At 53.9% G+C, this 26616-nt stretch carries 16 protein-coding genes; 13 read left to right on the top strand and 3 right to left on the bottom strand.

The features are described 5' to 3' along the window. Positions 1-924 precede the first annotated feature (924 nt). From G7Y39_RS11435 to G7Y39_RS11410, 6 genes are all read left to right on the top strand, one after another. Positions 925-1641: a ThiF family adenylyltransferase gene (locus G7Y39_RS11435; RefSeq protein ID WP_165157593.1), complete on the top strand. Its 717-nt coding sequence runs from the start codon at positions 925-927 to the stop codon at positions 1639-1641. Then, a complete protein-coding gene (locus G7Y39_RS11430; RefSeq protein WP_165157592.1) occupies positions 1638-2300 on the top strand; it encodes an ABC transporter ATP-binding protein in 663 nt (220 codons plus the stop codon). The genes G7Y39_RS11435 and G7Y39_RS11430 overlap by 4 nt, the downstream gene beginning before the upstream one ends. Before the next feature lie 101 nt (positions 2301-2401). After that, positions 2402-3766: a sodium-dependent transporter gene (locus tag G7Y39_RS11425; protein ID WP_165157591.1), complete on the top strand. Its 1365-nt coding sequence runs from the start codon at positions 2402-2404 to the stop codon at positions 3764-3766. 76 nt (positions 3767-3842) lie between these two features. After that, complete coding sequence (locus tag G7Y39_RS11420; RefSeq protein ID WP_165157590.1) at positions 3843-4586, top strand: helix-hairpin-helix domain-containing protein; 744 nt, start codon at positions 3843-3845, stop codon at positions 4584-4586. A gap of 218 nt (positions 4587-4804) precedes the next feature. Beyond that, positions 4805-7753: a hypothetical protein gene (locus tag G7Y39_RS11415; RefSeq protein WP_165157589.1), complete on the top strand. Its 2949-nt coding sequence runs from the start codon at positions 4805-4807 to the stop codon at positions 7751-7753. 91 nt (positions 7754-7844) lie between these two features. After that, on the top strand, positions 7845-10799 hold the full coding sequence (locus G7Y39_RS11410) for a hypothetical protein (protein WP_165157588.1): 2955 nt from the start codon (positions 7845-7847) through the stop codon (positions 10797-10799). Between the two features lie 27 nt (positions 10800-10826). Here G7Y39_RS11410 and G7Y39_RS11405 read toward each other — a convergent pair whose 3' ends face one another. Next, a complete protein-coding gene (locus tag G7Y39_RS11405; RefSeq protein WP_165157587.1) occupies positions 10827-13154 on the bottom strand; it encodes a TonB-dependent receptor in 2328 nt (775 codons plus the stop codon). A 174-nt stretch (positions 13155-13328) separates the two neighbouring features. Here G7Y39_RS11405 and G7Y39_RS11400 point away from each other — a divergent pair, with 174 nt between their 5' ends. Together G7Y39_RS11400 and G7Y39_RS11395 are read left to right on the top strand one after the other, a co-directional pair. Beyond that, positions 13329-14729, top strand: coding sequence for a sodium:alanine symporter family protein (locus tag G7Y39_RS11400; protein WP_165157586.1), 1401 nt, complete (start codon positions 13329-13331; stop codon positions 14727-14729). A gap of 20 nt (positions 14730-14749) precedes the next feature. After that, complete coding sequence (locus tag G7Y39_RS11395; protein ID WP_165157585.1) at positions 14750-15964, top strand: acyloxyacyl hydrolase; 1215 nt, start codon at positions 14750-14752, stop codon at positions 15962-15964. Between the two features lie 113 nt (positions 15965-16077). On the opposite strand, the gene G7Y39_RS11390 is transcribed toward G7Y39_RS11395, so the two are convergent. Further along, complete coding sequence (locus tag G7Y39_RS11390; protein WP_165157584.1) at positions 16078-17298, bottom strand: pitrilysin family protein; 1221 nt, start codon at positions 17296-17298, stop codon at positions 16078-16080. A gap of 166 nt (positions 17299-17464) precedes the next feature. Here G7Y39_RS11390 and G7Y39_RS11385 point away from each other — a divergent pair, with 166 nt between their 5' ends. From G7Y39_RS11385 to G7Y39_RS11365, 5 genes are all read left to right on the top strand, one after another. Next, positions 17465-19099 (top strand): M28 family peptidase, encoded by a 1635-nt coding sequence (locus G7Y39_RS11385; protein WP_165157583.1) that lies wholly within the window; start codon positions 17465-17467, stop codon positions 19097-19099. A gap of 95 nt (positions 19100-19194) precedes the next feature. Continuing rightward, positions 19195-19806: an SIS domain-containing protein gene (locus G7Y39_RS11380; protein ID WP_165157582.1), complete on the top strand. Its 612-nt coding sequence runs from the start codon at positions 19195-19197 to the stop codon at positions 19804-19806. Positions 19807-19824: 18 nt separating this feature from the next. Next, the gene (locus tag G7Y39_RS11375) at positions 19825-20754 is read left to right on the top strand and encodes a carbohydrate kinase (RefSeq protein ID WP_165157581.1); all 930 of its coding nucleotides are present in this window, start codon (positions 19825-19827) and stop codon (positions 20752-20754) included. A gap of 72 nt (positions 20755-20826) precedes the next feature. Beyond that, positions 20827-21882, top strand: coding sequence for a tyrosine-protein phosphatase (locus G7Y39_RS11370; RefSeq protein WP_165157580.1), 1056 nt, complete (start codon positions 20827-20829; stop codon positions 21880-21882). A 596-nt stretch (positions 21883-22478) separates the two neighbouring features. Then, positions 22479-24242 (top strand): DEAD/DEAH box helicase, encoded by a 1764-nt coding sequence (locus tag G7Y39_RS11365; RefSeq protein WP_165157594.1) that lies wholly within the window; start codon positions 22479-22481, stop codon positions 24240-24242. A 122-nt stretch (positions 24243-24364) separates the two neighbouring features. On the opposite strand, the gene ltrA is transcribed toward G7Y39_RS11365, so the two are convergent. Continuing rightward, entirely contained in the window at positions 24365-25645 is a 1281-nt protein-coding gene (gene ltrA / locus G7Y39_RS11360; protein ID WP_165157579.1) for a group II intron reverse transcriptase/maturase, read from the bottom strand. Between the last annotated feature and the right edge of the window lie 971 nt (positions 25646-26616).

Here is a 26616-nt window from a genome sequence, read left to right as displayed (position 1 = left end):
GACGGTATCGATCGGGGAATCGCTTCCCCTGATGCTTGTACTACTTGTTGGATTATGTAAATCTCTCAAAGAACTCCTCTCTCGCGCATCGATCTCTCAATTGCGGCTGCAAAGATAAGCGGCTTTTTCCCGATCTCCAAATTTTTCAGGGACTTTTTCGCGATATTTTTTTCGAGGGGGATCTCGGGGAAGGATAAACCCTTTTCACCACACGCTTTTTCCATCGGGAGCGTCTCCCCCACTCCTGCGTGCCGGGAGCGTCCCGGCACGCCACGGTATCTCACACAGATCGAAATTAAGGCGAGAACAAGTGCGTTTTTACGAATCGCGCCGACGCATTTCCGTCTACTTACGTCGAGCGAGACGCTGAAAAAGCACGGTTTTTCGCTCACGAAATCGCCGGGAAAACGCCTTTTTTGAGATCACGGGGATCACGTAACAGCCCATTTTTCGCACTCTTGGCAAGCGAAGGAGAACTGCCGCTCAAGAAAGGCCGAAGCCGCTAAGGGACAAGAGGATAGGCCGGAAACAACGCCGCCTTCCCGGAAAAGTTCAGGGCGCAAAGGGCGCAAAAACAAGGCCTCCGCTAAAAATATATACATATATAAATATTCATCTTACTGTGTAAGTACGATGTAAATTTATATATATATAAAAGTTTTTATAAAGGTCGTAAAGATGCGCCCTTTGCGCCCTGACCTCCCCATTCTTTCCCATTGAGCCCGACCGGGAAATCATTGAGATACGGCGCCAAGTCAATGGAACGCGTGACGGATTCCAGTGACTTGGACGCCCCGGGATCTACAAATCAGCAGGTTTCCAAGTGCCGGGTTGACCGGTCGCTTTTGGATGTATCATGGAAAGAAAAGCAAGTATTGGAGGAACCGGAACAATTGATTACTTTCGCGCTCAAACTATGGATAGATGCGTTACAATTGGAATACACGGACGGAACTTTTGTTCGGGGCGGAGCGCATGGAGCGCTTATCCCGCAGCCATGTATTGGTAGTCGGACTGGGAGGTGTGGGAGCCTATGCCGCCGAGCAGATTTGCCGGGCCGGAGTAGGGAAGATGACGATCGTAGACGCCGATACGGTAAACGAGAGCAATATCAACCGCCAGTTGCCCGCCCTTCATTCCACCCTGGGGATGCCGAAAGCCGAGGTCGTAGCCAAGCGCCTGCTCGATATCAATCCCCGGTTGCGGCTAACCGTCCTGCATGAATTTCTGCGAGACGGGCGGACGGAGGAGGTACTCCTATCGGCCTCTCCCGATTTCGTGGTAGATGCCATCGATTCCCTAAGCCCCAAGGTATTCCTGCTGTACCAGGCGTATATCCATAAGATTCCCGTCGTCTCCTCCATGGGGGCGGGCGCCAAGGTAGACCCCTCCTTGGTACGGATCGAGGATATCTCCAAGACCATCAATTGCGCCCTCGCGAAAGCGGTGCGGAAACGGTTGCGCCCTTTGGGCGTAAGCAAGGGGATTCCCGTCGTATTTTCCACCGAGTTCGCTGATCCGGACGCCGTGATCGAAGTTGAGAACGAAACCTGTAAACGTACGACCACGGGAACGGTCTCTTACATGCCGGCTACGTTCGGCTGTTTCCTGGCCTCGCACGTCTTAAGAAACTTGATATGATACAAACCGAAGGAATAACGAAAAGTTTCGGCGCCTTGCACGTATTGAAAGGCATCGACCTCACGATTAACAAGGGCGAGATTGTCGCTATCGTAGGCCCCAGCGGGGCGGGAAAGACCACCCTGTTGCAAATCATCGGCACGCTCGACGCGCCGGATAGCGGGCGGCTGGTTATCAACGGCACGGAGACAAGACGATTGGGCGACAAGGAACTGGCGGCTTTCCGCAACCGGAATATCGGGTTCGTCTTCCAGTTCCATCAATTACTGCCGGAATTCACGGCCTTGGAGAACGTGATGATCCCGGCGCTGATCGCCAAGGAGAGATCGGCCGTGGCCGAGAAGCGGGCGAAAGAGATGCTGGACTTCTTGAATCTCTCCGATCGCATGGCGCACAAGCCCGCCGAGCTATCCGGCGGAGAGAAGCAACGGGTAGCGGTAGCCCGCGCGCTTATCAACCGCCCGGCGGTCATCCTGGCCGACGAGCCTTCCGGGAGCCTCGACACCAAGCACAAGGAAGAATTGCACGCCCTCTTTTTCGAGTTGAGGGACCGGATGAACCAGACGTTCGTCATCGTGACGCACGACGAACAACTGGCGGCACATACAGACCGCGTGATCCCTATCAGGGATGGCGTGGTAGAAGATCACTTTCATTGACTTATTTATGCGTTTTATACGAACAAATTATTACTTTTGTACCCGAAAAATAAGAAAATAGACAACCACTGAACGTATAAAAGCAACAATACATACATAACATGGCAAACAATCGAGTCACATTCGGCAGTAAATTGGGCGTAGTACTAGCGACCGTAGGATGCGCCGTCGGGTTGGGAAGCGTATGGCGCTTTCCCTATATGCTGGGAGCGAACGGAGGCGCGGCATTCCTCCTGGTCTATCTGCTTTTCATGCTGTTTCTAGGTATTCCTGTAATGATCACCGAGTTCTTTATCGGCCGGTATTCCCGTAGCAACGCGGTGGGTTCTTTCAAGAAAATGGCTCCCGGCACGAGGTGGTGCTGGATCGGGTACAACGGGATCTTGGCCGCGTTTTTGATCTTGAGTTATTACTCGGTCGTCTCCGGTTGGACGCTTGAGTATGTGTGGCAAACGCTCAACGGGCATTTGTACGGGCAGCCGGATATCGACTATACGGCCGATTTCCAGGATTTCGCCTCCAATGTCTTCCGTCCGATCTTTTGGATGGGGGTTTTTATCGGGTTGACCCACTTCGTGATTGTCTCGGGCGTAGAGAAGGGCATCGAGCGAGCCTCCAAGATCATGATGCCGCTCCTGTTCTTGATCTTGGTGGTCATGTGCGTACGCTCCGTGACCTTACCGGACGCCGAGGCGGGATTGCTTTTCCTTTTCAAGCCGGACTTCAGCAAACTGACCTCCTCGGCCGTCTTGAGCGCGCTCGGGCAGGCCTTCTTCTCCTTGAGCCTGGGTATGGGCTGCCTGATCACGTACGCCTCTTACTTCGGGAAGGATACGGACATGCAGGCCACCGCCTGGCAGGTGACCCTCATCAATACGTTTGTCGCCGTATTGGCCGGCATCATGATATTCCCGGCGGTATTCAGTTTCGGCATTCCCCCCTCCGCCGGTGCGGAACTCGTGTTCATCACGTTGCCGAACGTATTCGGGCAATTGCCGTTGAGCGGCTTGTGGTCCTGCATCTTCTACCTCTTGCTGGCGATGGCGGCGCTGACTTCCACGATCTCCCTGCATGAGGTCGCTACGGCCTACATCCTCGAGGAATTTCGTATGACACGGAAGCGGGCGGCTTGGATCGTCTCGCTGGGGGTCTTCTTCCTGGGCATTTTCAGTTCTCTCTCCTTCGGGGTGATGAGGGGATTCACGATCGGGGGCCTGCCCTTCTTCGACGCGCTGGATTACCTGACCGCCAAGATCATGCTGCCGCTGGGCGGTATGCTCACCTGCATCTTCGCGGGCATGCGGGTCGATAAGAAGGTATTGAAAGCCGAGCTGACCCACGAGGGGAGCCTTACGTTCCGGCTTTTCGGCGCTTACGTATTCTTCATGAAATACGCGGCCCCGATCGCGATCGGTATCGTATTCCTGAACGAATTAGGGATCTTGAGATGGATGGGCGGTAAATGATACCGGCCCTCCCTCGCTTGTAGAAACGGGACCTCCCCCTTTGCAGCGGAGGCCCCACCGACCAAAACATACGATTATGAAATGGCGTGATTTGCTTTATTTTTCCAAGGGGGAGAGACGAGCGCTTACCCTGCTCCTTTCCATGATAGCGATGGCGTGGATCGCGATTATCGGGACGGATCGCTACCGTTTCCCCGCGCGGAGCGCATCGTCGGCAAACGCCGGGATCCGACCCGATTCCTCCCGGACCGATTCCTCCCGGACCCTCCCGAATCAAACGGCCTTCCGTCCCACCCGGGAGGGAGGCGAATCCCGTCCGGGCGTAGCCCCAATCCCTTCCGGCCGGAGATCGAGACCCCTCCGAAGCGCGTCGAAACCCGACTTTCCCGCCTATCCCCAGGCGGAAAAATGGCCGCGGGGGACGGTGGTCGAGCTAAACTCGGCCGATAGCGCCGCCCTTCGGAAGGTACCGGGGATCGGCAGCGTTTTCGCCAGGCGGATCATCCGGTACAGGGAGCTGTTGGGAGGCTTCTATTCCGTGGAGCAGCTGGGAGAGGTATATGGCATCGACGCGGAGCGCTACGAGGCGCTGGAGGCGTGGTTTTCAGCGGACCCGTCCGCCATCCGTCGGCTACCAGTCAACCAGCTGTCGGCGAAAGAGCTGGCCCGTCACCCCTACGTCAGCGACAGGCAGGCACGGAGCATCGAGAAAATGACCCGGAAGAAGGGGCGGCTACAGGGTTGGGAGGATCTATCCCTGTTGGAAGAGTTCCCGGCGTACGACCGACAACGGCTACGCCATTATCTTTCATTCCATTGACCTGTTTCCCGGCAGGTCCGCGGCAAAACATTTCAACGGACTTGCCTTAGGCGAGAAACGGAATTATGCTTACCTTCGCGGCAAGGAATCGTAAACTTCATTTCACCATGTCACATCATTGCACGAGAAACCGCTTTTTCGCCCCGGGCTTTTCAGTTACCGGGCTTTCTCGTATAAGCGCACGTGAATACTCCTGGATCCGGAGAAAAGCCGGCCGGTTGTTTTACCTCTGCGGCTTATGCGCTGTCTTACTGTCTGCCTGCCAAGAGGAGGAGAACCCGCTCCCCGCTCTGGGCGGCGCGGGAGACCCGTATGACGGGCCCCAACATGTCATCACGCTCCGGCAGGAGACCGAGGACTTCCACTTCGCCGAGTTCGTCTGCCGGATCAGCACCGAGGAGGGAACCACCATCACCCGCAAGGGCGAGCACCTGCGCCTGGACGGCACCTCCATCCTGACGCTCGAGACCGGGCTGAAAGCCGGCGTCTACCGCCTGCTCAGCCTGGAGGCCCCGGTGGTATCGGCCGCGGCCGACACCGTCTGGACCGAGTACGGCCTGGGATGCCGGGTGGAGGTCTCGGAGGTCGATACCACCAAGGTGCTCGACAGCTACAGCCGCGCCATGAGACTCTCCGGAAGCGGGACGGCGGAGGACCCCTTCATCGTCTCCAGCTCCGACCACCTGAAACGGATCCGCAACGTAGCGAACGACCAGGTCAAGAACCACCTGCTGACGCCGGTCACCCACTTCCTGCAGGTGGCGGACATCGACATGGACAAGGCCTCGTGGGACAGCGACCACGAGTTCGGCTGGCTGGCGATCGGCAACCTGCCGAACAACCCCTTCCGCGGCATCTATGACGGCGACGGCCACACGATCGGGAACCTCTGGGCGAAGCGGGAGCACTCCGCCGGCATCGCCCTGTTCGGCTATACGGAGAAGGCGGTCTTGAAACAGATCCGGATGGAGAATCCCCGGATGGAGGGCAACTTCGCGGTCGGCGCGATCGTCGGCGGCGCGGTGTCGGCCGGTGACACGCGCGACAAGACCGCCCTGTTCGGCTGCACGACCGCCGGCGGCTCTATCCGGGCCGGCGAGGGGAGCGTCGGCGTGGGCGGCATCATCGGCGAGGTGGACACCTACGGGATGGTGGTGCTGGACAGCTGCGTCAACATGAGCACCGCGGTATCCGGCGCCTACGGCATCGGCGGCCTGCTGGGGGCCGCGGCCCTCTACTCCCAGTCCTATTTGCAGCAATGCGAGAACCACGCCGCCGTGACCTCCGACTATACCGGCGCCGGCGGCCTGGTCGGCTCGGTCGACTCGCTCTTCGTGCTGGGCTGCCGGAACAGCGGCGCCGTCACGGGGGCGAGGGCCTATAACGCGTCTGACGCGGCCAACGGCGGCTTCGGCACCGGCGGCATCGCCGGCGGAACGGGCGTCTCCTACCTCTACTCCTGCATCAACGAAGGGAAGATCGACGGGCATACCGGCGTGGGCGGCATCATCGGGAGCACCCGCGTAGGATCGGACGAATTGCTTTTCAACAATACTTTGGTGAAATCGTGCCGCAACAGCGGCGCCGTCGACGGTGAATCGGCCGTAGGCGGCATCTGCGGCGAGGCACAGTTCGGCTGCTACGCCGCCTACAACACCGGCGATGTGACGGCCCATGCCGGGAGCGCGTATGTCGGCGGCATCGTCGGCAACAGCTCGATCGCCGTGGTCCACAACGCCCTGAACGGCGGCAAGGTGACAGGCTCGAGCGCCGAGAGTGCCGGCGGCATCGTCGGCAAGACCACCTGGGGCGCCCTCTTCGCCACCCAGAACTTCGGCGACCTGGCGGTGAACGCCCGGTATGCCGGCGGCATCATCGGCCTGGCGGGCAACTACACGATGGTCAACTACTGCTGCAACGCCGGCTTCGTGCAGAACAGCGGCGACGGGCCGACCGGCGGCCTGGTCGGCGAGATCGGCGACCCGCGGGAGTGGTCGGCGATGAACATCGCGAGCTGCGTGTTGGGAAGCGCCGAGTGCGTGCTGGGCGTCTTGGGCCCGGTGATCGCCGTGACGGGGAAGGCGTTGTCGAAAACCTCCTCGGCGGTCGGGAAGGCCTTCAAGAAACTGGTCCATGTCCTGCACATCACGGAGACCGCGGCAGACTGGCTACTCATCACCACCGACACGCTCATCCTCATAGAGGGGGTCGCGGAGATGTTGACCGAGGAGGAGGCGGAACTGCTGCGCGCCTCGCTCGACACCAAGGTGGAGGAGACGGATACCGCCGTCCGGACGGAGATGGAGAGCGCGCGAAGGGGTTTCAGCCTCGCCTCCGGCTGGCTGGCCGACGGCCTGAGCAGCGGCATCGCCCCGAGCTACCTGGGCAACCTGAGCACGGTGCTGAACTTCTACGAGGCCTCGGACGACAACAACGATATCATCAACTATAACATCAACCACAAGCGGGAGGAGCGCTACGAAGAGATTGAGGAGATCAAGCACGTGAAGGAGATCGTGCAGAAGGTGATCGCCGGTACCTGCATCTGCGTAGCCGCCACCGCCTCCATCATCTCGGGGTTCGTGACGGGCGGCACCACGACCGCCATCGCCCTCACCGCCATCGGATCGGTCGCCACCGTCATCGGCGGGACGAACGCCATCGTGGAGGGGGCGACCGACTACCAGAACAATGCGGTCATCCTCTCCCAATGCGTCAACCTGGGCAAGGTGACGGCGGACAACTCCGACCGGGTCGGGGGCATCGCCGGCCACCTGCAACAATACTGCCTCGTCAAGGACTGCCTCAACGCAGGCCCCTACGCAGGCAGCTCCGACAAGAACGGCGGCATCATCGGCCGGGGCGATTCGAGGTTCGGGATGGAACGCTGCCTGAGCGTAGGCACCGGATGGGATGAGCCCATGGCCCACAGCGACGGGGATTTCACGGACTACCAGGACCTCTATTTTTATGAGAGAGCCTATCCGGATAAGGGCAGCAACGGCAGCCCGCGGAGCCTTACCGCCAACGAGATCAAGCAGCCCGGCAGCTACCATAACTGGGATGTAAACGGCACGAACTCTGTCTGGCAGGTCGAGGAGCGCGACGGCTACTTTGCGATCCCCTACCACTCGGAGATGGAGGAGGCCGTCGAGGAGGAGGAATAGCTCCCGACCCCTCCGGAGGGAGCGCGACGACCGTAGCGACGATTTCCGAGATCTAAAGAAGAATTTTAATCATTAATACACACTATTGACAATGAAAAGAACGGCAATGTTCCTATCGGGGCTATGCATCGCCCTGACCCTCCTCCTCTGCACCGGTTGTGCCGACGATGAGCTTGATCGTTCGAACCCGTTCGGCGCGCGGCTGACGGAGAACGACGGTTTCAAATTGAGTAGCTTCCCGCTGGCCAAGGGCATCTGGGCGATCCCCGACACGGCGGGGCAGATCCGGATCCGCCTGCGATCGCACACGGACGACTCCCTGCAGGAGTATGACGCCTCGGCGGAAGAGCGCAGCGACGACCTCTCCATCTGCCTCTACATCCCCAAGGGCGGGACGATCCCGGACAGCGATTACGACCTGACCGCCTTCCTCGACGGGGGCAAGGGGCTGGGCACGAAGCTGCAAGTCACCTTCCGCGACGAGATGGTGTATGCGGTCATGTCGACCGCCATCGAATATACGCTGCGGGGAGAGGGGACGGCGGAAAACCCCTACCAAATCGGCTCGAAGGAGGACTTCGACACCTTCGAGTATGACCTCAGCCGCGACTCCCTCACGCATGGAGCGGGGCTCTACTTCCTGCAGACGGCCGATTTCGAGGCGCCGCCCCGCAGCGACGCCTACGAGGGACGCTACTACGCGGGATGCCTCTTCGCCGGCTCCTACGACGGGGGCGGCCACCGCATCTCGCTCCCCTACATCGGCTCCAAGGAGGAGAGCGACCGCTCGATCGGCCTTTTCAACCGGCTCTACAACGGGGCGGCGATCCGGAACCTGATCCTCCAGCCGCGCATGCAGGGCATCCTCTCCGACGGCGGGGCGTTGGCGGGGGCGGCGCAAGACTCCGTATCGATCCGTAACGTGACGGTCGACGGCAGCATCACCGGCTGCGGCGAGCGCATCGGCGGCTTCATCGGCCATGCCACGGGCTACCTCTCCTTCACCGACTGCCACCTCTTCGCCGAGGTGAGCGGCGAGTCGCAGGTCGGCGGGCTGGTCGGCCGGATGGAGCACGGGAGGCTGAAGGTGGATGGCCTCTCCAACCTGCGCGAGGACTACGCGACGGCGCTCTTCACGGTCAACGCGAGCGGGCCGTCGGCCGGCGGCGTCGCCGGGGCGCTCCTCGACGCGGGGTGCGAGCTGAGCGACATCGAGCTGCGGCATGCCATCTCGGAAGAGGATGTGAACCTGAAGGTGATCTACGCCGGCGCCGGACGGGCGGGCGGCATTGCCGGCGAGGCGACCCTCAACCAAGCCGGCTCGCTGCGCAACGTCAAGCTCCTCGCCCCGGTCCGCTCGGAGCAGAACAATGTCGGCGGGCTGATGGGAAACGCGTACCTCTCCGCCGAGCTGACCCTGCAGGGCTGCTCCGTCGGCTCCCTGGTGAAAGGCAACGAGGCAGTCGGCGGCTTTTTCGGCTATCTTTCCAGCTACAACCGCCTGATCCTGGACGGGAAAGACCGGGCGAACCGGGTCGCGCAGGTCGACAACGGCTACATCGCCATCGAGGGGCGGCGGAACGTCGGCGGCATGTTCGGCCACCTGGAGGGGGATATACAGGCGAAGGCGGTCAGCCTGATCAACGCGAATGTCATCGCCGGCGAGCAGTTTGGCGGCGGCGTGATCGGCCGGCAGTATAAAAACACCCTGGATGGGGCCCGCTTCGCAATCGACGCGAACATGCGCGTGCAGGGTCCCGACGCGATCGGGGGGCTGGTCGGCTTCGCGAACAACAGTACCATCAAGGGGCATCTGACCGAGGGGATCAATTTCTCCCCCCTTCCCTCCGCAACCGCTTTCGAGAGCGATTTCGCCGGGACGGTCGCCTCGGGGAGCGCCGAGGCGGGAGACGGCACCTCCATGGGGGGCATCGTGGGCTATGCCTACGATACCTATCTGGAGAACCTGTGCGTGACGGGAAAGGTGTACGGCCGCGAGCGGGTCGGCGGCATCGCCGGGCACCTGCGCAACTATACCCGCGGCCACCTGCGGAACTGCGTGGGCAACACGGCGGCGCTCAAGAACACGAAAGGGGTCCAAACGGGGGGCATCGTCGGCCGGCTGGAGGTGTCGTGCGGTTCGTATGACCATCTCCTCAATTACGGCCGCGTGGAGGGGAGCAACCACTCCGGCGGCATCATCGGCTTCATCGGGTTCGGCAACTCGCCTTCCGATTTCAAGCTGGACTATGCCGTGAACATGGGGGATGTCAGCGGCGGCAACGTGACAGGCGGCTGTGTCGGGCTGCTGAGCCACGACAAGAGCATCGCCCATACGATCGACCACTCCGCCAACTACGGGAAGGTGACCAACTCCGGCGAGGGGAACGTCGGCGGCATCCTCGGGCAGGGCGACGCCTCCCGCATGGCGATCCTGCATTGCGCCAACCATGGCGAGATCGCGGGGGGCAGCGGCTCGTCCAAGGTGGGCGGCATCGCCGGCCGGCTGGGCAGGGACGCCGGAGGCGCCAGCGTCACGATCGGCGAGAACATGGAGATGGCCTATTGCTGCAACCGGGGGACGATCTCCTCGGGCAACAGCGACTCACACGTAGGGGGGCTTCTGGGCTACCAGGAAGAGGGAAATGATTATGACGATACGCACTGGATGACGCACGACTGCTACAACACGGGGCACGTCGCCTCCGACCAGAACGATGACAACGGCGGCATCCTCGGCTCCATCGACCATTACGGGGAGGTGGTCCGCTGCATCAACACCGGCTCTGTCTCGCACGGCAACGCCGTGGTCGGCACGCACCACGGGAGCATCTGGCACCATCACGACCTCTACTACCTGGAGGACACCGGCAAGGGCTGGTGCGCCGACTCCTTCTCCGCCGACAAGAAGAAGGACCAGAACACCTTCGACAACTTTAATTTTGATCGCGATTGGGCGATCGACGGGGACGAATCGATGAACAAGGGTTTCCCCTACCTGAGAGATTGCCCCTTCCAGTCGCTCTACCCAAGCGACCTGCCCTGAGACGAGGGCGGTGCGTACCGGCATTCCCTACTTGCCGGTACGCATGACGCCGGAGTCATTGTCGGCATTGTTCACCCGCTTTGGCCCGGCGCTGAATTTACGCCCGAAGGAAAAGTTGTAGGAGATCGTCGCGATAAACAGGCGCACGCTCTCCTTGATCGAGTTCGAACGGCGGAAGGAGGCGTATCGGTTCCAGTTCTCGGTCTCTTGCTTATAGTTATCCGTAAACGGATTGAAGACCCGCAGGCCTATCATCCAGTCTTTCTGCCGGTAACCGAGTTGGATGCCTTGAATGTTCTCGCCCCCGGTCATCGTCTCGCCCTTGAACCAGTTCCAGTTCGTCATCACCATATACAGGAGCGACCAATGCTTCCAGGTGACGGAGAGGTTCGCGTCGCACCACCCGTTCGTGTACCGATGCGCATAGGCATTGCCGTTACTCCTGTAATGATTCACGCCACCGTCGACGGAGAGTTGCAAGATATCCCGGATCGGCCCGATCCGCAGATGGACGGACGCAACAACCCGCTGCCAGTTTCTCTGGTTGTCCCAAGTCTGGATGATCTTATTCCCCTCCAGGTATTTCTCGTCCATGATCGCGTCCGGCTGGTACTCGTAAGCGCCCAAGGCATTCACGTAGAACGGCCCCTCGCGAAACTCGTAATTCAATTCCGTATAATAGCTCATATAAGATCTCAGGTTGGGATTACCCCGCTGGATTTGCAAGGAATCGATCGCCTGGTCAACCGCACTCAACTCGCCCAAAGAGGGAGTCACATTCCCCATCGTCGATTTCAGGCGGAGGGAAGACTCCCCGGGTAGCGCGTAAAACAGGGTCAACCGGGGATTCACCGTATAACGCACGTAATCCGCGTCCGCGCCCCGTTGGCTGTATGACGAGCGATTCACCGTCACGCCCAACGCGTAATCCAGCTTTCTCACCTTCCCCTTGAACTCCGCGTATACGGAACTCTCCATCTGTTCCATCCGTGTCTTGTAGCTATGCCCGTTGGTGTAGTGGTTATCCGAGAACGATTGGTTATGGCGTAAACCGCCGCTCAACCGGTTGCCGCTCGTTAATTTCTTCTCGTAGATGGCCTCGCCGATAACCGAGTATTTATCGCCATCCACCCTGTTACCTACGTCGGTCAGCAATTGCTCTTGCCTGCTCTCTTGGTAGATACGGGTGGATTTCGTTTGGTTGTAAGTGCCAACCACGTTAAATACCAAGGTCTGGCTATGCCTCAAGTCCCGTTGGTAATACAGATCCAGCGCGGGAGCTTGGTAGGCAGACCCCGACAAGTCGACCATATCCACCTTGTCTTCCGGATCCGCCTTATTCATCAATACCCCCCGGTAATCCCAATGCGGCTGGTGATTGTTCCGGTAGCGAAACGTGGCGTTAAACAGGTACTTATCCGGCTTTTGATAGCTGTAGTTCACGCTCAGGTTGTGCATGAATAAACGAGCGTGCGAGGGCTCGCCGATCTCCACACGGTTCAAAGTCGTCCCGTCCGCCAAATGAAACTCCTCCTCGTTATTCCGCTTCATCCCATAAAAATCACGAGGACCGATCCGATAGGAAGCGCCCCATTCCGAATGCTTGTGATTGATCTTTCCCCGGACATCATGCTCGCCCCACATGGCATTGATGCCTTGCGCCATATCCAGGCCGAAGCTGCCCCCCGTATCCGGACGGCGAACGATATAATCCAGCACGATATCGGCATTGCCATAACGCAGGCCCGGATTGTCATGATATTCTATACGGATGATATCCGAAGGATTCAAAGCCTTGATCTCATCCTGCTCCACCTTCACGCCGTTGATACGTACCTGGACGACTCCATTCCCAACCATCTGGATCTCGTCGTTCAACAGGTCCACCTGTACCCTCGGGAGCATCATCTGCTGCAGTAGCTCCATGCCATTGCCCGAAGCCTTCACTTGCCGATCCGAAGGGAAAACAATCTTTTTATCGGCATGGCTGGTCTGCGCGGAGGCACTGACGGTCACGCCTTCCAGGGAAACCGCGTCGTCGTTTAGGTATATTTCTCCCAAAAAAATATCCCCGGAGATGTTCTCAAGCGAAACAGACGCCGTCTGAAAGCCTAGCATAGAGACGGTTAGAATATAGCTCCCTTTTTTAATCTTATTTAATAAAAAATGGCCCTTCACATCCGTAGTCGTACCTGCCACAAAGGAGGAATCCATCGTTTGCAATACCACATGCGCGAATTCCAGGATCTTCTTATCCCGAGCATCCCGCACCGTTCCCTTAATCTCCAAGTTTTGAGCAAAAGCTCCCTGTACCATACCACTTAGTAGTATGATCCAAATCATCATCCGTTTCATTTTTATTGTATTTTTCCCGAATAGAGCGGGGTGGCCTTTCCCGCTTATCATTTGTTTCTAGCTATGGGACAACCGGGGTTCGGAAAACGTTACAAGAAAATGATAAAAAATAATATCTCGATGATTTTGCGCCGCGAATACGTATCTTTGCAACCAAACAACGGAGGATAAATCATGGAGTTATTGAATCATTGGATCAACGGGGTCAACGATATATTATGGTCATACATCTTGGTCATCCTGTTATTGGGATGTGCCGTATGGTTTACGATAAAAAGCCGGTTCGTGCAATTCCGCATGATGGGCGAGATGATCCGGCTACTGGGCGATTCCGCCGGGAAAGAAGAAAAGGGGGAAAAGCATATCTCCTCTTTCCAGGCCTTCGCCGTATCGTTGGCCAGCCGGGTAGGGACCGGGAACTTGGCAGGCGTGGCCACCGCCGTGGCGATTGGCGGACCGGGCTCCGTATTTTGGATGTGGCTGATCGCTTTGCTGGGCTCTTCCAGCGCGTTCGTAGAGTCTACATTGGCGCAATTGTATAAGGTAAAAGGGAAAGACTCGTTCATCGGCGGTCCCGCTTACTATATGCTACACGGCTTGGGATTCCGATGGATGGGTGTCTTGTTCGCCGTATTGATCTCCGTCACTTTTGGTTTCGCCTTTAATTCCGTGCAGAGCAACACGATCTGCGCCGCGTGGGAGGGCGCCTTCGGCATCGATCATACCTGGATCGGGGCGATTCTTACGGCACTGACACTGATCGTCATATTCGGAGGCATTCATCGTATCGCGAGAGTGAGCAGTATTGTCGTACCGGTCATGGCACTCGGATACATCGCCTTGGCGTTGGGAATCGTACTGTTCAATATTACCCAACTGCCCGCTGTCATGGAAACCATTCTGGCAAACGCCTTTGGCTGGGAACAGGCGATGGGCGGCAGTGTCGGAGCGGCGTTGATGCAAGGGATTAAGCGAGGTTTATTCAGCAACGAGGCGGGTATGGGATCGGCACCGAACGTAGCGGCCACCGCGCATGTCTCTCACCCGGTCAAACAAGGGTTGATCCAGGCATTGGGCGTGTTTACCGACACGCTGATTATCTGTACCTGTACGGCGTTTATTATTTTATGCAGCGGAGTGCCGTTGGACGGCTCCATCAATGGCGTCCAGCTCACGCAACAAGCCTTGAGCAACGAGGTGGGTAGCATCGGCAGTACGTTTGTCGCTTTAGCGATCCTTTTGTTCGCGTTCAGCAGTATCATCGGCAATTACTATTACGGAGAGGCGAATATCCGTTTTATCACGTCCAAGCGAAGTGTCTTATTTGTTTATCGTATGCTCGTCGGCGGAATGGTCCTGTTCGGTGCGTTGGCCAGTTTAGACTTGGCTTGGAGCCTAGCGGACGTGACCATGGGGCTGATGACGATCTGCAATTTGATCGCGATCTCCCTGCTGAGCCGTCAAGCCTTCCTCTTATTGCAGGATTACGTCGCCCAAAAGGAAGCGGGTATCAAAAGCCCTGTATTCGACAAGAACAAGATACCCGAGTTGAAAGACAAAGCGCGGTGCTGGTGATCGGACAAACGTATTGAAGTATGATAAAAAGCAAGATGATACGCTTTTACATAGCGGTCTTGATGATATGGACCTGTACGGTAAAAGCGCAAGATGACGATAAATCCCTAGTCCACAAAATAGGATTCGACGTACGTCCTTCGTATGTCGCCCCTACTAGCAAATTCCTCAAAGATGACGGCTATGGAAACGAGCTTACTTTACGGAAAGCGGCTTCATTCCATTTGAAATACGGGTTCCAACAGAATCCAGACTCCAAGGAGGGCCAGCTTTATCCGCAGACTTACCAAGGAATAGGCGTTTCTTACAATACCTTTGGCAATCGACAGGAAGTAGGTAATCCTTGGGCGGCGTATGTTTTCCAAAGCTCCCGCATCGCCAAGATATCTTCCCGGCTATCCTTCGATTATGAATGGAATTTCGGAGCCTCATTCGGGTGGCATCCGTATGATGAAAACAATAATTACCATAATAAGATCATTGGCTCTAAGATCAATGCCTATATCAATCTGGGATTTTTCCTCAACGCGAAACTATCCCGTTATTGCGACCTGCTCGTCGGGGCGGATTTAACGCACTACTCAAACGGAAATACCCATCTTCCGAACGCGGGATTGAATACGATTGGCGGCCGGGTCGGACTCGTCTACACGCTCAATCCTATCGAGGAAAGCCATCATGAGATAGGTACCGCACGTTCTTTACCGGAAAATCAATTATACTTCTCCAGTTTTTGGCAACGTGTCAGTTACGATGTCATCCTATATGGCGCAACCCGGGCAAAAGGAGTTGTGCAGGGTGACGAGGCTCATATCCTTCCCGGTCATTTCGGTATCCTCGGATTCAACCTCAACCCAATGTACAAATTCAACCGATTCCTAAAAGCAGGTATCTCTCTAGACGGCCAATATGACGAAAGTGCCAATATTTATTCCGACGAGATCATCCAAGTCGGCGAAGAACCCCGATTCTACCGCCCGCCCCTACACGAGCAAATCGGTATCGGCCTCTCTGCCCGTGGCGAATTCACCATGCCATTCTTCTCGATCAATATAGGAATCGGGCATAATTTATTTTACAACAAGGGCGATCTGAAAGGATTATACCAGATCCTAGCCCTCAAGGTATCGGTTACACGAAATTTATTCCTGCATGTCGGATACCAACTGCACAAATTCCATAATCCGAATAACTTGATGCTGGGGGTTGGGTATAGGTTCCATAATCCTCGCTAGCCACCATTCCCCTTTTACGCTACTTTCATCTTCTTCTCACGTGGACACGCACCCATACTTATATACCCAAACATTATGTAATCATTTTTGTCCCGATGGCTGCAACTGACGTTTTAATCATAGATTAAGCAAAACAACCGTTCCGGAGCGAACACCTCATTCGCTACGTCCAGGATTTGCTCGGCGGTCAGCCTCTCGATCTGGGCGAACACTTCGGGGAGCGTGTCGTAACGGTTATAATGAAGGTAGCTTTTCCCTAAGCCTAGGAAAAGCCCCTCCCGGTTATCGCTAGAGACTCCCAGTTGGCCAATCACTTGCTTCTTGGCGGCGGCTAATTGAGTGGCGGACAGTTTCACGTCACGTAAACGGGCCAGTTCTTTATGCACTAAACGCGTCGCTTTCTCACGGTTCCTCGGGTCTGTGCCGAAATAGATACTGGCCAGTCCGGTATCGGTATAAGAGGTCAGGTTGGATTCTACGTTATAAACCAAGCCATGCTTTTCCCGCAAGGAGACATTCAAGCGGTTATTCATGCCCGGACCACCCAAAATATTATTCAAGAGGAATAAAGGGATGCGCTTTTTATCGTGCATACTGAAAGCCCGGCCACCGATCAGCACATGGGCTTGATGGGTCTCTTTATGGATCCGGCGTACGCAAGCCTCGATGGGACCCGGGGCTTTCCGGTTCCGCTCAGCCGTCGGAAAAGAGATATCGCTTAGAGCGGCTTCCGCCAATTTCAGGATCTTCTTGAAGTCCTTTCGTCCCATCGAAAAGAACACCATATTCTCCGGGGCATAGAAACGACGCATGAAAAAACGACCAGACTCGGAATCAAAACGAAGAAGAGATTCTTCATCCCCCAAGATATTGTGCCCAAGGGCATGCCCCTTATAAAGTAGGTTCTCAAACTCGTCAAATATAAGCTCTGAAGGACTATCCTCATACGAGTTGATCTCGTCCAAGATAACGTCTACCTCTTTCTCGATCTCCTGCTTGGGAAATTGGGAGTGGAAAATCAGGTCTGTCAATAGCTCAAGCGCCCGACCGAAGTCCTCCTCCATAAAGATGGAATAAACAAACGTCTCTTCCTTCGTCGTATAGGCGTTCAACTCCCCTCCTACGTTCTCCATACGGTTCAAGATATGCCACGCTTTCCGTTTCTCCGTCCCCTTGAAGATCATGTGTTCAACGAAATGCGCCAAGCCAAATTCATCCTCGTTCTCATCCCGTGTACCGGCGTTCACGGCAAAACCGCAGTAAGAGACCGGGGAATTAACCGGGAGATGTACCATGCGAAGTCCATTCGGCAATGTATGAGCGATATAATCCATTTTCCTTCTTGTTTGTATCAGCCCGCAAAGGTACGAAAGACTTTCCGGAAAAACAGGTGCCTCTTTCTCAAAAAACAGGTCCGTGTTTCCGGAGAAAGACGTACCTGTTTTTCCGATCTATTTGCCTCCTTGGAAAAAATACCTACATTTGTGTAAACTAAGGAACATGAAAATAGCAACCTGTTTACTAACGATCACCTCCTTGATCCTTTCCGCCTGTGGGGGAGGCAGCGATATAGAGCATGCGAAAAGCCTTGCGACCGCGGAACATCTAAAGCAATACACCGAGGCCATCTCGCATGACTCCTGCCAAGGCCGTAAGCCCTTCTCCAAAGGGGCCGAACGAGCGGTAAACTATATCGCCCGCCAAATGAAAGAAGTCGGCCTGAAACCCATCGATGGTGATTCTTATCTCCAACAGGTTGCTATCATATCCTCACACACGCAGTGCCCAAGTCCGATGATCCTAAAGACTCCAAAAGGGGAAATCTCATTGGATTGGCTAGAAGGTTACACCGCCTTCTCCGCACGAATCGAGCCGGAGATCGACATAGACAACGCGGAATTGGTATTCGCCGGCTATGGGATCGTAGCCCCCGAGTATGAAAAAAATGATTTCGAGGGAATCGAGAACCCGCGGGATAAAGTAGCGGTCGTTATCGTAAATGATCCAGGACTCGGAAGCGACAACACGGATTATTTCAACGGTGATATCATGACCTATTACGGACGTTGGATGTATAAGTTCGAGGAGGGTGCCCGACAGGGATTGAAAGGAGTCTTGATCATCCATGAAGACCGGGGAGCAGGCTACCCTTGGTCGGTCGTACGAGCTTCCGCCCGGTCGAAAATGTATGTGGACAGCGATAGCGATGCTTATCATTGCCCGTTAAATGGCTGGATTCCATTCGATGCCGCCAAGCGATTGCTAGCCGATAACGGCTATAACATCGACCAACTGATCGAGCGATCCAAATCGCCAGGCTTCAAGCCCTTCCCCTTAAAATCCACGGTAACCGTATCGATGAGGAACACCTTCGACCGCCAACAAAGCCCCAACGTGATCGGTTTTATTCCCGGTAGCGGAGACACGGATGAGAGTGTTATTTATCTAGGCCATTGGGACCACCTAGGCTACGGAGCGCCGATCAATGGTGACAGCATCATCAATGGCGCTACCGATAACGCCGTAGCCATCGCATGGATGCTTGAGATGGCACGTTGTTTTAACGCTTTGAAAGAAACGCCCCGCCGGAATATAGTCTTCCTCTCCCCTACTTGCGAAGAGACCGGATTCCTCGGCACGAAATATTACGTGAAGCACCCGTTGTTTCCGATCGATAAGATAGCCGCCGTAATCAACCTGGATGTCTTCCCGCTATGGGGCGAGAACAACGATGTCACAATCACCGGATATGGCAACTCCGATTTGGATGATACCCTGGCCGAGCTAGCGAAGAAATACAGCCGTTACATCATGCCCGACCCCGACGCTTACAACGGGATGTTCTATCGCTCCGACCATTTCCCCTTCGTGCAAAAAGGCATCCCTGCCATGTTCGCCAAAGGCTGGAATGACAACCGCAAACAGGGTAAGGAATGGGCCAAAGCGCATATCGCCCGCTATTGGGCGGAAACGTATCACAAACCGACCGACCAGACCCACCCCGACACGGACGATTATAGTGGCCTGTTACAAGAAGTACAATTGTTCTTCGACCTCGGTTATAAACTGGCGCAAGACACCGGATACCCGAAGTGGAATCCAAAGTCCGAATTCGCCAACGTCTTAAAAAGATAAATTGTCTGAAATAGATGATGTCAATATCAGTAAATATAGATACTTTTGTGATCGCTATTCAGGCAGGAATGCCGTAAAAACAATCAATCAACAATATGGTAAACGAAAATATCACCTCTCTATTGGAGCAAGAAGCGGAAGCGGTTCGCAACATACCCGTTACGCCCGGATATGAGGAAGCGGTATCACTTATCGTGAGGCATGTACACGACCTAGGAGGAAAACTGATCATGAGCGGAATGGGTAAAGCCGGGCAAATCGCCTTGAATATCGCTACCACTTTTAGCTCGACCGGTACGCCTGCTTTCTTCTTGCACCCCAGCGAGGCTCAACACGGAGATCTGGGAATCATACGCAAGAACGATATCATGTTATTGATCTCCAACTCAGGAAAGACACGTGAACTGGTGGAATTGGTAGACCTCACGAGAGGTTTGGTACCGGACATGAAATTTATCGTCATCACCAGTAACCAGGATAGCCCCCTAGCTGCTGAGGCGAGCGTATGCCTGTTAACCGGCGCTCCGAAGGAAGTCTGTCCGTTAGGCCTCACACCCACTACCTCCACGACCGTCATGACGGTAATAGGCGACATTCTCGTGGTGGGAACCATGAAGCGTATCCATTTCACCAGCAAGGATTACGCCAAGCGCCATCACGGAGGATACTTAGGCTCTAAGAGCCGTGAGCAAAGCAAGAACGAATAACGAACCTGTATATAGATCATGAGAAAAGTCTTTGGTATAGGAGAAACCATTCTCGATATCATTTTTAGGAACGACCAGCCACAGATGGCCGTCCCCGGTGGCTCCGTCTTCAACGGATTGATATCATTGGGTCGATTGAATGTCCCCGTGTCCTTTATCAGCGAGCTGGGCAACGATCAGGTTGGTGATATGATTCGGGATTTCATGGAGGATAACCACATCTCGACCGAGTTCGTAGACCGTTTCCCCGATGGGAAAAGTCCTATATCACTCGCTTTTCTGGACGATGATAAGAATGCCAATTATATCTTCTACAAGGATTACCCGGCGCAACGGCTGGAAGTGCCCCTGCCAAAGATCGAGAAAGATGATATTTTCGTGTTCGGCTCTTATTATTCCCTGAATCCGGCCTTGCGGACTCGTATGGTAGAATTTCTGCACTACGCCCAAGAACGGAAAGCGATTATCTATTACGATCCCAATTTCCGCAAGGCACATGCTCATGAGGCGATCCGACTGATGCCTACCGTACTCGAAAATCTGGAATTCGCCGACATCGTCCGGGGCTCGGACGAGGACTTCCAGAACCTTTATGGCAAGACCGACGCAGAGGAGATCTACAAAGAGCATATTCGGTTTTATTGTGATCGCTTCTTAACAACTCACGGGGCAAACGGAGTCAATCTTCACACCCGTAACTTCACACAGCATTTTGATTCCCCGCAAATCCAGCCGCTTAGTACCATCGGAGCCGGCGACAATTTTAACGCAGGCATTATCTACGGACTTCTAAAGTATGACGTGCGTCATGCGGACCTTCCGTCTTTGGATCAGGGAACTTGGGGAAAAATCATCCGCTGTGGAATGGACCTTGCCTCCGAGGTTTGCCAAAGCTATGATAATTATATATCCAAAGAGTTCGCGGTGAAGTATGTTAGCCAGTCTTAAATATCATTAATGAAGAAGCGGGGAAAAACTTGTTTTTCCTATCTTTGTGAGGAAAGTTTATTATCGAAGACCATGTTAGAAAAGATTCTCTCTCTACTCGCCAGTGTAATCCTGTTAGTTGGCTGTTCCTCTAACGCACCCGACATACGAGCTATTTGCCTGCGTGATGACATCGGAAATTACGTGATAAAATGGGAAACCCATCCAGCAATGGAGGGGGTTGTCAAGATGACCGTGTCCGGCAATCCGGATCTTTTCGCCAACGATTCCCCAGTCATTTACGCCAACATCAAGGATGGCGTGGCTACTTACATCACGAACGATAATATCTCACGTAAGTATTTCCACCTTTCTTTTAATGATAAATACTCACGGATCATCGGGGCACGCTCGGCGGTTATGGATAGCGTACAAAATCTCCGGGACCTAGGTGGTTACACCTCTACAAACGGGAAGACGGTGAAATGGGGCAAGGTATTTCGCTCCGGCAAGTTAAGCAGCTTAAGCGAATGGGACTCCATCCGATTAGATAATCTGGGAATCAAGACCATCATCGACCTCCGCACAAACCAAGAAACCCTCACTGCCCCTATCAAATATACGAAGGCGAATATCCTGCGAATCCCCATCCCGATCAGTAAGCTCGCTGATGCCTCCCAACGTGTTATCGAGGGACGTATGAGGAAAGGAGATGCCGGGGTCTATATGGAGGACGAGTACCTGCAGTTCGTGACAGATAATACCGATCAGTTCGCCAAGGTACTGGAACAGTTTCAAGACAAGAATAATTACCCCATTCTCATCAGTTGTTCCTACGGAAAGGATCGTACCGGGTTTCTCACCGCCATGCTACTCACCGCCTTGGGTATTCCCCGGGATGCCATCATGGAGGACTACTTGGCTTCCAATCAATATATCGATACGAGTCATTTAGCTGATATCGTGAAACATCTCTCCACAGATGCCCAAGAAAGCATCACGGTCTTTCTCACGGCCAACGAAGGGCTCATGGACCTAGCTTTCCATAAAATAAAGAAAGAGTACGGTTCCACCGAGAAATATTTATCGAAAGGATTACGTCTTTCTGATAAGAAACGTGAAAGGCTCAAGGACATATTACTTTATTAACTAAAGTTTCCCACCCTCGTTTTTACGCCCTTAGAAAGGGGTTATCAATCTCCCAAAGACTATATATCAGCATATTCTGTTCAAATTAACGCTTACCTAGGAAGCGTTCAACTTAAATCAGGCATTTCGTAATCATCCGGATCGCATAGAAGATGAGCCCATATCTTAATGGAGCAGTCTGCCACCTGCTTCGCAGCAACTGTGGACAGGCAGCCTAACAAGTCTACGCCAACCTCATGAGATGTCAGTCTCAACTTTACGTCCCCGGAGGATAAAATGCAGGCTGCGGATGATTTTCCCAATTCCATACGCTTGAAGAAGAACTAAAGGTTGCTCTTCAGCGAAAATCAAACCGAAGCCCTTTGGAAAATGTCTATTGTGGAAAGAAACTTGAATTTTGCAACGCAATAATTGACTATAGCCACAAAACATCTATGGTTAGCTGATTTTAGCGAATTTAGCACAACAATCCTATAGAATCCAAATTATTTACGTACCTTCGCGGCCACTGAATATCATCACATATACACAATCGTATTTTGAAAACATTTGAAGAATTAGGAGTTGCCACACCGATATTAAGGGCAATCCAAGAGATGGGTTATGAATCGCCCATGCCGGTACAGGAAGAAGTGATTCCTTTCTTGCTGGGAGAAGATAACGATGTAATCGCATTGGCACAAACAGGAACCGGCAAGACAGCCGCTTATGGCCTGCCGATCCTGCAAAAGATCAATGTCTCTCATTATCAGCCTCAAGCGCTTATCCTTTGTCCGACACGCGAGCTTTGCCTACAAATAGCGGACGATTTGAACGATTATTCGAAATACATCGATAACCTGAAGGTTCTCCCTGTATACGGAGGTTCCAGTATAGAGAGTCAGATCAAGACACTGAAAAGAGGAGTACACGTGGTAGTAGCTACCCCGGGACGTCTGATCGACTTAATGAACCGCAAGACGGTTGATCTGGGGAACGTGAAGAATGTCATCCTCGACGAGGCAGACGAGATGTTGGACATGGGTTTCACCGATAGTATCAACGAGATCTTGGCGGCTATACCGGAAAACCGAAATATGCTGCTCTTCTCCGCTACCATGCCGAAAGAGATCGCTGCTATCACCAAGGAATACATGAAGACACCGAAGGAGATCGTCATTGGCAGGAAGAACGAGGGAAACAAGAATATCCGCGACATTTATTATATGGTTCGTGCGCAGGATAAATATCTCGCTTTGAAACGCATCGCCGATTATTACCCGAACATCTACGGTATCGTCTTCTGCCGTACCCGTAAGGAGACACAGGAGATCGCCGATAAATTGATTCAAGACGGCTACAACGCCGACTCCTTGCACGGTGAGCTAAGCCAGGCGCAACGTGATTACGTGATGCAGAAGTTCCGTATCAAGAATATCCAGTTATTGGTCGCTACGGACGTGGCCGCACGTGGTTTGGACGTGGATGACTTGACTCATGTAATCAATTACGGTCTGCCGGATGAGGTAGAATCTTATACCCACCGCCGCGGACGTACGGGCCGTGCGGGAAAAACGGGTATCGCTATCTCTATCTGCCACGTAAAGGAAAAAGGCAAGATTCGCGAGATTGAACGGATCATCAACAAGAAATTCGACAGGGGCGAGATGCCTACCGGTGAGCAAATTTGTGAGAAGCAATTGTTCAACTTGGTGGACCAGATCGAGAAAGTGAAAGTGAACGAGGAGGAAATCGCTAACTTGATGCCTTCTATCTACCGCAAATTGGAATGGCTGGATAAGGAAGATATCATCAAGCGTGTCGTATCCTTGGAGTTCAACCGGATGATCGACTATTATAAGGATAACGATGATATCAAGGTTGTAGACGAGAACGCTCCCCGGGAGAGAGGCAAACGAGGTAGCAGAGGCGAAGCGGAAGAAGGTTACACCCGTTTCTTTATCAACTTCGGAAAGATAGACGAGCTTACGCCTCCTCAACTTATTGAGTTAGTTAACAAGTGCGTACCGGGCAAGGTTCGTATCGGCCGTATCGACTTACGTGATAATTTCTCATTCTTTGAAGTAGAGGAGGGAGAAGCCAGACGTGTCATGGACTTGATGAACGGCTTCGAGGTAGACGGACGACGTATCTCCGTGGAACCGGCGCAAGCGAAAGGTGAAGGCGGCAAGGGCAGTCGTGGTGGCCGTGGAGGTAGCCGTAGCGGAAACGGTTTCAGGGATAGACGGGATAGAGGCAGAAGAGGCAGAGACAGCCATCGGGGAAGCGACCGTGGCAGCAGACGTTCTGACCGTGGCGATGATAAACCGAAGCGTAAATTCTATGAAGATGCTCCTCGCAGTAGAAAGAAACGTAAATAAGGCACCTTCTCTGCATTCACATTAGCATATAATCGAGTAGGTAGGGAAACAAAATAAGTTTTCCTGCCTATTTGTTTCCTTCCCTCTCACACCACCGTACGTGCCGTTCGGCATACGGCGGTTTAATTTGTTTTCAAAGAGTGTCTAATCGTGTAGTAATCAAGGCAACTTACAAGGCCTCTGCGTGTGAGGATGTCTTTAGATATGGCTCTGACTACGCATGTGCGACGTACTACCCACTCATAGCGGTTGCCACAGTAGGATGTCAGTTTGGCCATGTCGTTGTCTATGCCAAGTTTCCGAAGTCCCCACGCTCGTTTTTGTGGCGTTTTCCATTGTTTCCATATCACTTTGCGTATCATCGTGCGCAGATGTTCGTCTATCTTCTCCATTTTGCCTTTCATGGCTCCTATGGCGAAGTAATTTATCCATCCGCGTGTGACCGAGTTCAGCTTCGCGATACGGTCGCTCAACGATATGCTCCATGAACGTTTGCATAGTTTCTTCAACTTGCGCCGGAACTTTTCGACCGAGGTTTCGCAGGGTCGTGCCACCCATTGCTTGGTCTGCGGTGACTTGTAGAAGCCAAAACCGAGATATTTGAGCTTGTTCGGTCGGCAGACGTGGGTCTTGGTGGCGTTGACTTTGAGCCCGAGTTTGCGCTCTATCCATTGGGTGATGGTGTGCATCACTCGGTTGGCACTCGCGTTGCTGCCTACTGCGATGACGCAGTCGTCGGCATAGCGGACGTAGTGTAATCCTCTGCTGACAAGTTCTTTGTCAAGTTCATTGAGCATTACGTTGCTCAGCAGTGGAGATAGGTTGCCTCCTTGGGGCGTGCCGAGTTCCGTGGCTTCGTACATGCCATTCTCCATAACGCCGGATTTGAGATACTTGCGTATCAGACTTTCGGTGTCGGGGTCGTGTATGACGCGGCCTACGTAACTCATCAGCTTATCCTGCGGCACGTTGTCGAAGAACTTTTCCAAGTCTATGTCCACTATCCACTCATATCCCTCGTTGAGGTATTCCAAGAGTTTTAGCACGGCTTGCTCGCAGCTTCTGCCGGGGCGAAAGCCGTAGCTGTTCTCTTGGAACTCTGCCTCAAAGATGGGCGTGAGCACTTGGACGATGGATTGTTGGAATGTCCGGTCAACTACCGTTGGAATGCCAAGCTTGCGCACTCCTCCGTTGGGCTTGGGTATCTCTACCCTCCTCACGGGTGCGGGCTTGTATCTCCGCTCAAGGATTGATTGCCTGATACCCGGCCAATTGGCGTTCATGTAGTCACGCAGCTCGTCAACTTTCATGCCGTCTATGCCTGCAGCGCCATTGTTGGCTATCACTCTTTCAAGTGCCGCCCGAACGTTGTTCTTGTCAAGTATCTGTTCAATTAGTTTCATCTTCCGTCTTTCTTAATTTCCGCTTCCGATAGATTACGCTCTAACTCCTCTATCGCTTCCGCTCATTGACGTTTCACTTCTGCGACTTGTCGGCTACCCTGTCGGAACATACATTCTTGATTAACGTTACAAATTATTCGGCCCTTCGCTTTGACCGTCTCGCGGTCGGCTACTTCGACCTCTGCTGACTCCTCGGCATTCGTTGTTACTATCCTTACGGACTGCCGAGGCCTCACGGGATAAACCATACATCTTTCCTCGTTTACCTGCCTAATTTACGCATCAAGGTTACGGTTGCCTTTGGGAACTTCGCTGTCTGTAGCCGGCTTGTCCGCTTGCTGCGCCTTAGTATCAGGTTTCTGTTCGTCAGGCCACGATTTCGCTATTGCTTCTTCTCTCCCGAGCGTCACCACTCGAAACTTGCAAGTCGCTTTGGGGTTCGTCGGCAACTACGCCCCTTATGGACTTTCACCACAGATGTATGACATGCCCGTCATACTACAGGAAACGAGATTCGTTATGATACGAATCTCGTTTTTTCTTGACATAACAATACGTACGGGAATGCAAATCCGTCTGCCACCAAGGATTGCTCCGCCCGACACATGCCTATCCGAATATTTATTCCTATATTGTCCCCCGTCGGGTTTCCCACGGGGAAAAACCGGGCAGAATGGCCGTCTTCTCCTACGTTTTCAAAGATCGGCAAGGAGAACCCATAAGCAGGCCTTTATGATGGGCGAACTAAAAAACGGACGTGTCACGGGATTTTCCCGTAGCACATCCGTTTCTTTAACCCACATTGCCACCTAAGTTGAATTAATATTCTGATTTTCTGTATATGTTTTTTTTGAGACATCCTCTGGGTGTACTACAAATTTCTGTCTCCGTATAGGAGTATCAGACAGAGAAAGTGCGTGATAAATATCTTGTACATCCTTGCTTGGTTCGGTACATTGACGTATTCTGAC

This window comes from Parabacteroides sp. ZJ-118 (genome assembly GCF_011038785.1).
In the GTDB taxonomy this organism is placed as follows: Bacteria; Bacteroidota; Bacteroidia; order Bacteroidales; family Tannerellaceae; genus Parabacteroides.
The sequence above is the reverse complement of the archived record's forward strand: the minus strand, read 5'-3'. Positions and strand labels throughout refer to the sequence as shown.

Bases quoted from the DNA above. Each gene is read 5' to 3' on its own strand.
- ltrA (WP_165157579.1), bottom strand. From the start codon at position 25,645: ATGAAACTAATTGAACAGATACTTGACAAGAACAACGTTCGGGCGGCA.
- G7Y39_RS11380 (WP_165157582.1), top strand. From the start codon at position 19,195: ATGGTAAACGAAAATATCACCTCTCTATTGGAGCAAGAAGCGGAAGCG.
- G7Y39_RS11385 (WP_165157583.1), top strand. From the start codon at position 17,465: ATGAAAATAGCAACCTGTTTACTAACGATCACCTCCTTGATCCTTTCC.
- G7Y39_RS11390 (WP_165157584.1), bottom strand. From the start codon at position 17,298: ATGGATTATATCGCTCATACATTGCCGAATGGACTTCGCATGGTACAT.
- G7Y39_RS11400 (WP_165157586.1), top strand. From the start codon at position 13,329: ATGGAGTTATTGAATCATTGGATCAACGGGGTCAACGATATATTATGG.
- G7Y39_RS11425 (WP_165157591.1), top strand. From the start codon at position 2,402: ATGGCAAACAATCGAGTCACATTCGGCAGTAAATTGGGCGTAGTACTA.
- G7Y39_RS11370 (WP_165157580.1), top strand. From the start codon at position 20,827: ATGTTAGAAAAGATTCTCTCTCTACTCGCCAGTGTAATCCTGTTAGTT.
- G7Y39_RS11375 (WP_165157581.1), top strand. From the start codon at position 19,825: ATGAGAAAAGTCTTTGGTATAGGAGAAACCATTCTCGATATCATTTTT.
- G7Y39_RS11420 (WP_165157590.1), top strand. From the start codon at position 3,843: ATGAAATGGCGTGATTTGCTTTATTTTTCCAAGGGGGAGAGACGAGCG.
- G7Y39_RS11365 (WP_165157594.1), top strand. From the start codon at position 22,479: ATGGGTTATGAATCGCCCATGCCGGTACAGGAAGAAGTGATTCCTTTC.
- G7Y39_RS11405 (WP_165157587.1), bottom strand. From the start codon at position 13,154: ATGAAACGGATGATGATTTGGATCATACTACTAAGTGGTATGGTACAG.
- G7Y39_RS11430 (WP_165157592.1), top strand. From the start codon at position 1,638: ATGATACAAACCGAAGGAATAACGAAAAGTTTCGGCGCCTTGCACGTA.
- G7Y39_RS11410 (WP_165157588.1), top strand. From the start codon at position 7,845: ATGAAAAGAACGGCAATGTTCCTATCGGGGCTATGCATCGCCCTGACC.
- G7Y39_RS11395 (WP_165157585.1), top strand. From the start codon at position 14,750: ATGATAAAAAGCAAGATGATACGCTTTTACATAGCGGTCTTGATGATA.
- G7Y39_RS11435 (WP_165157593.1), top strand. From the start codon at position 925: ATGCGTTACAATTGGAATACACGGACGGAACTTTTGTTCGGGGCGGAG.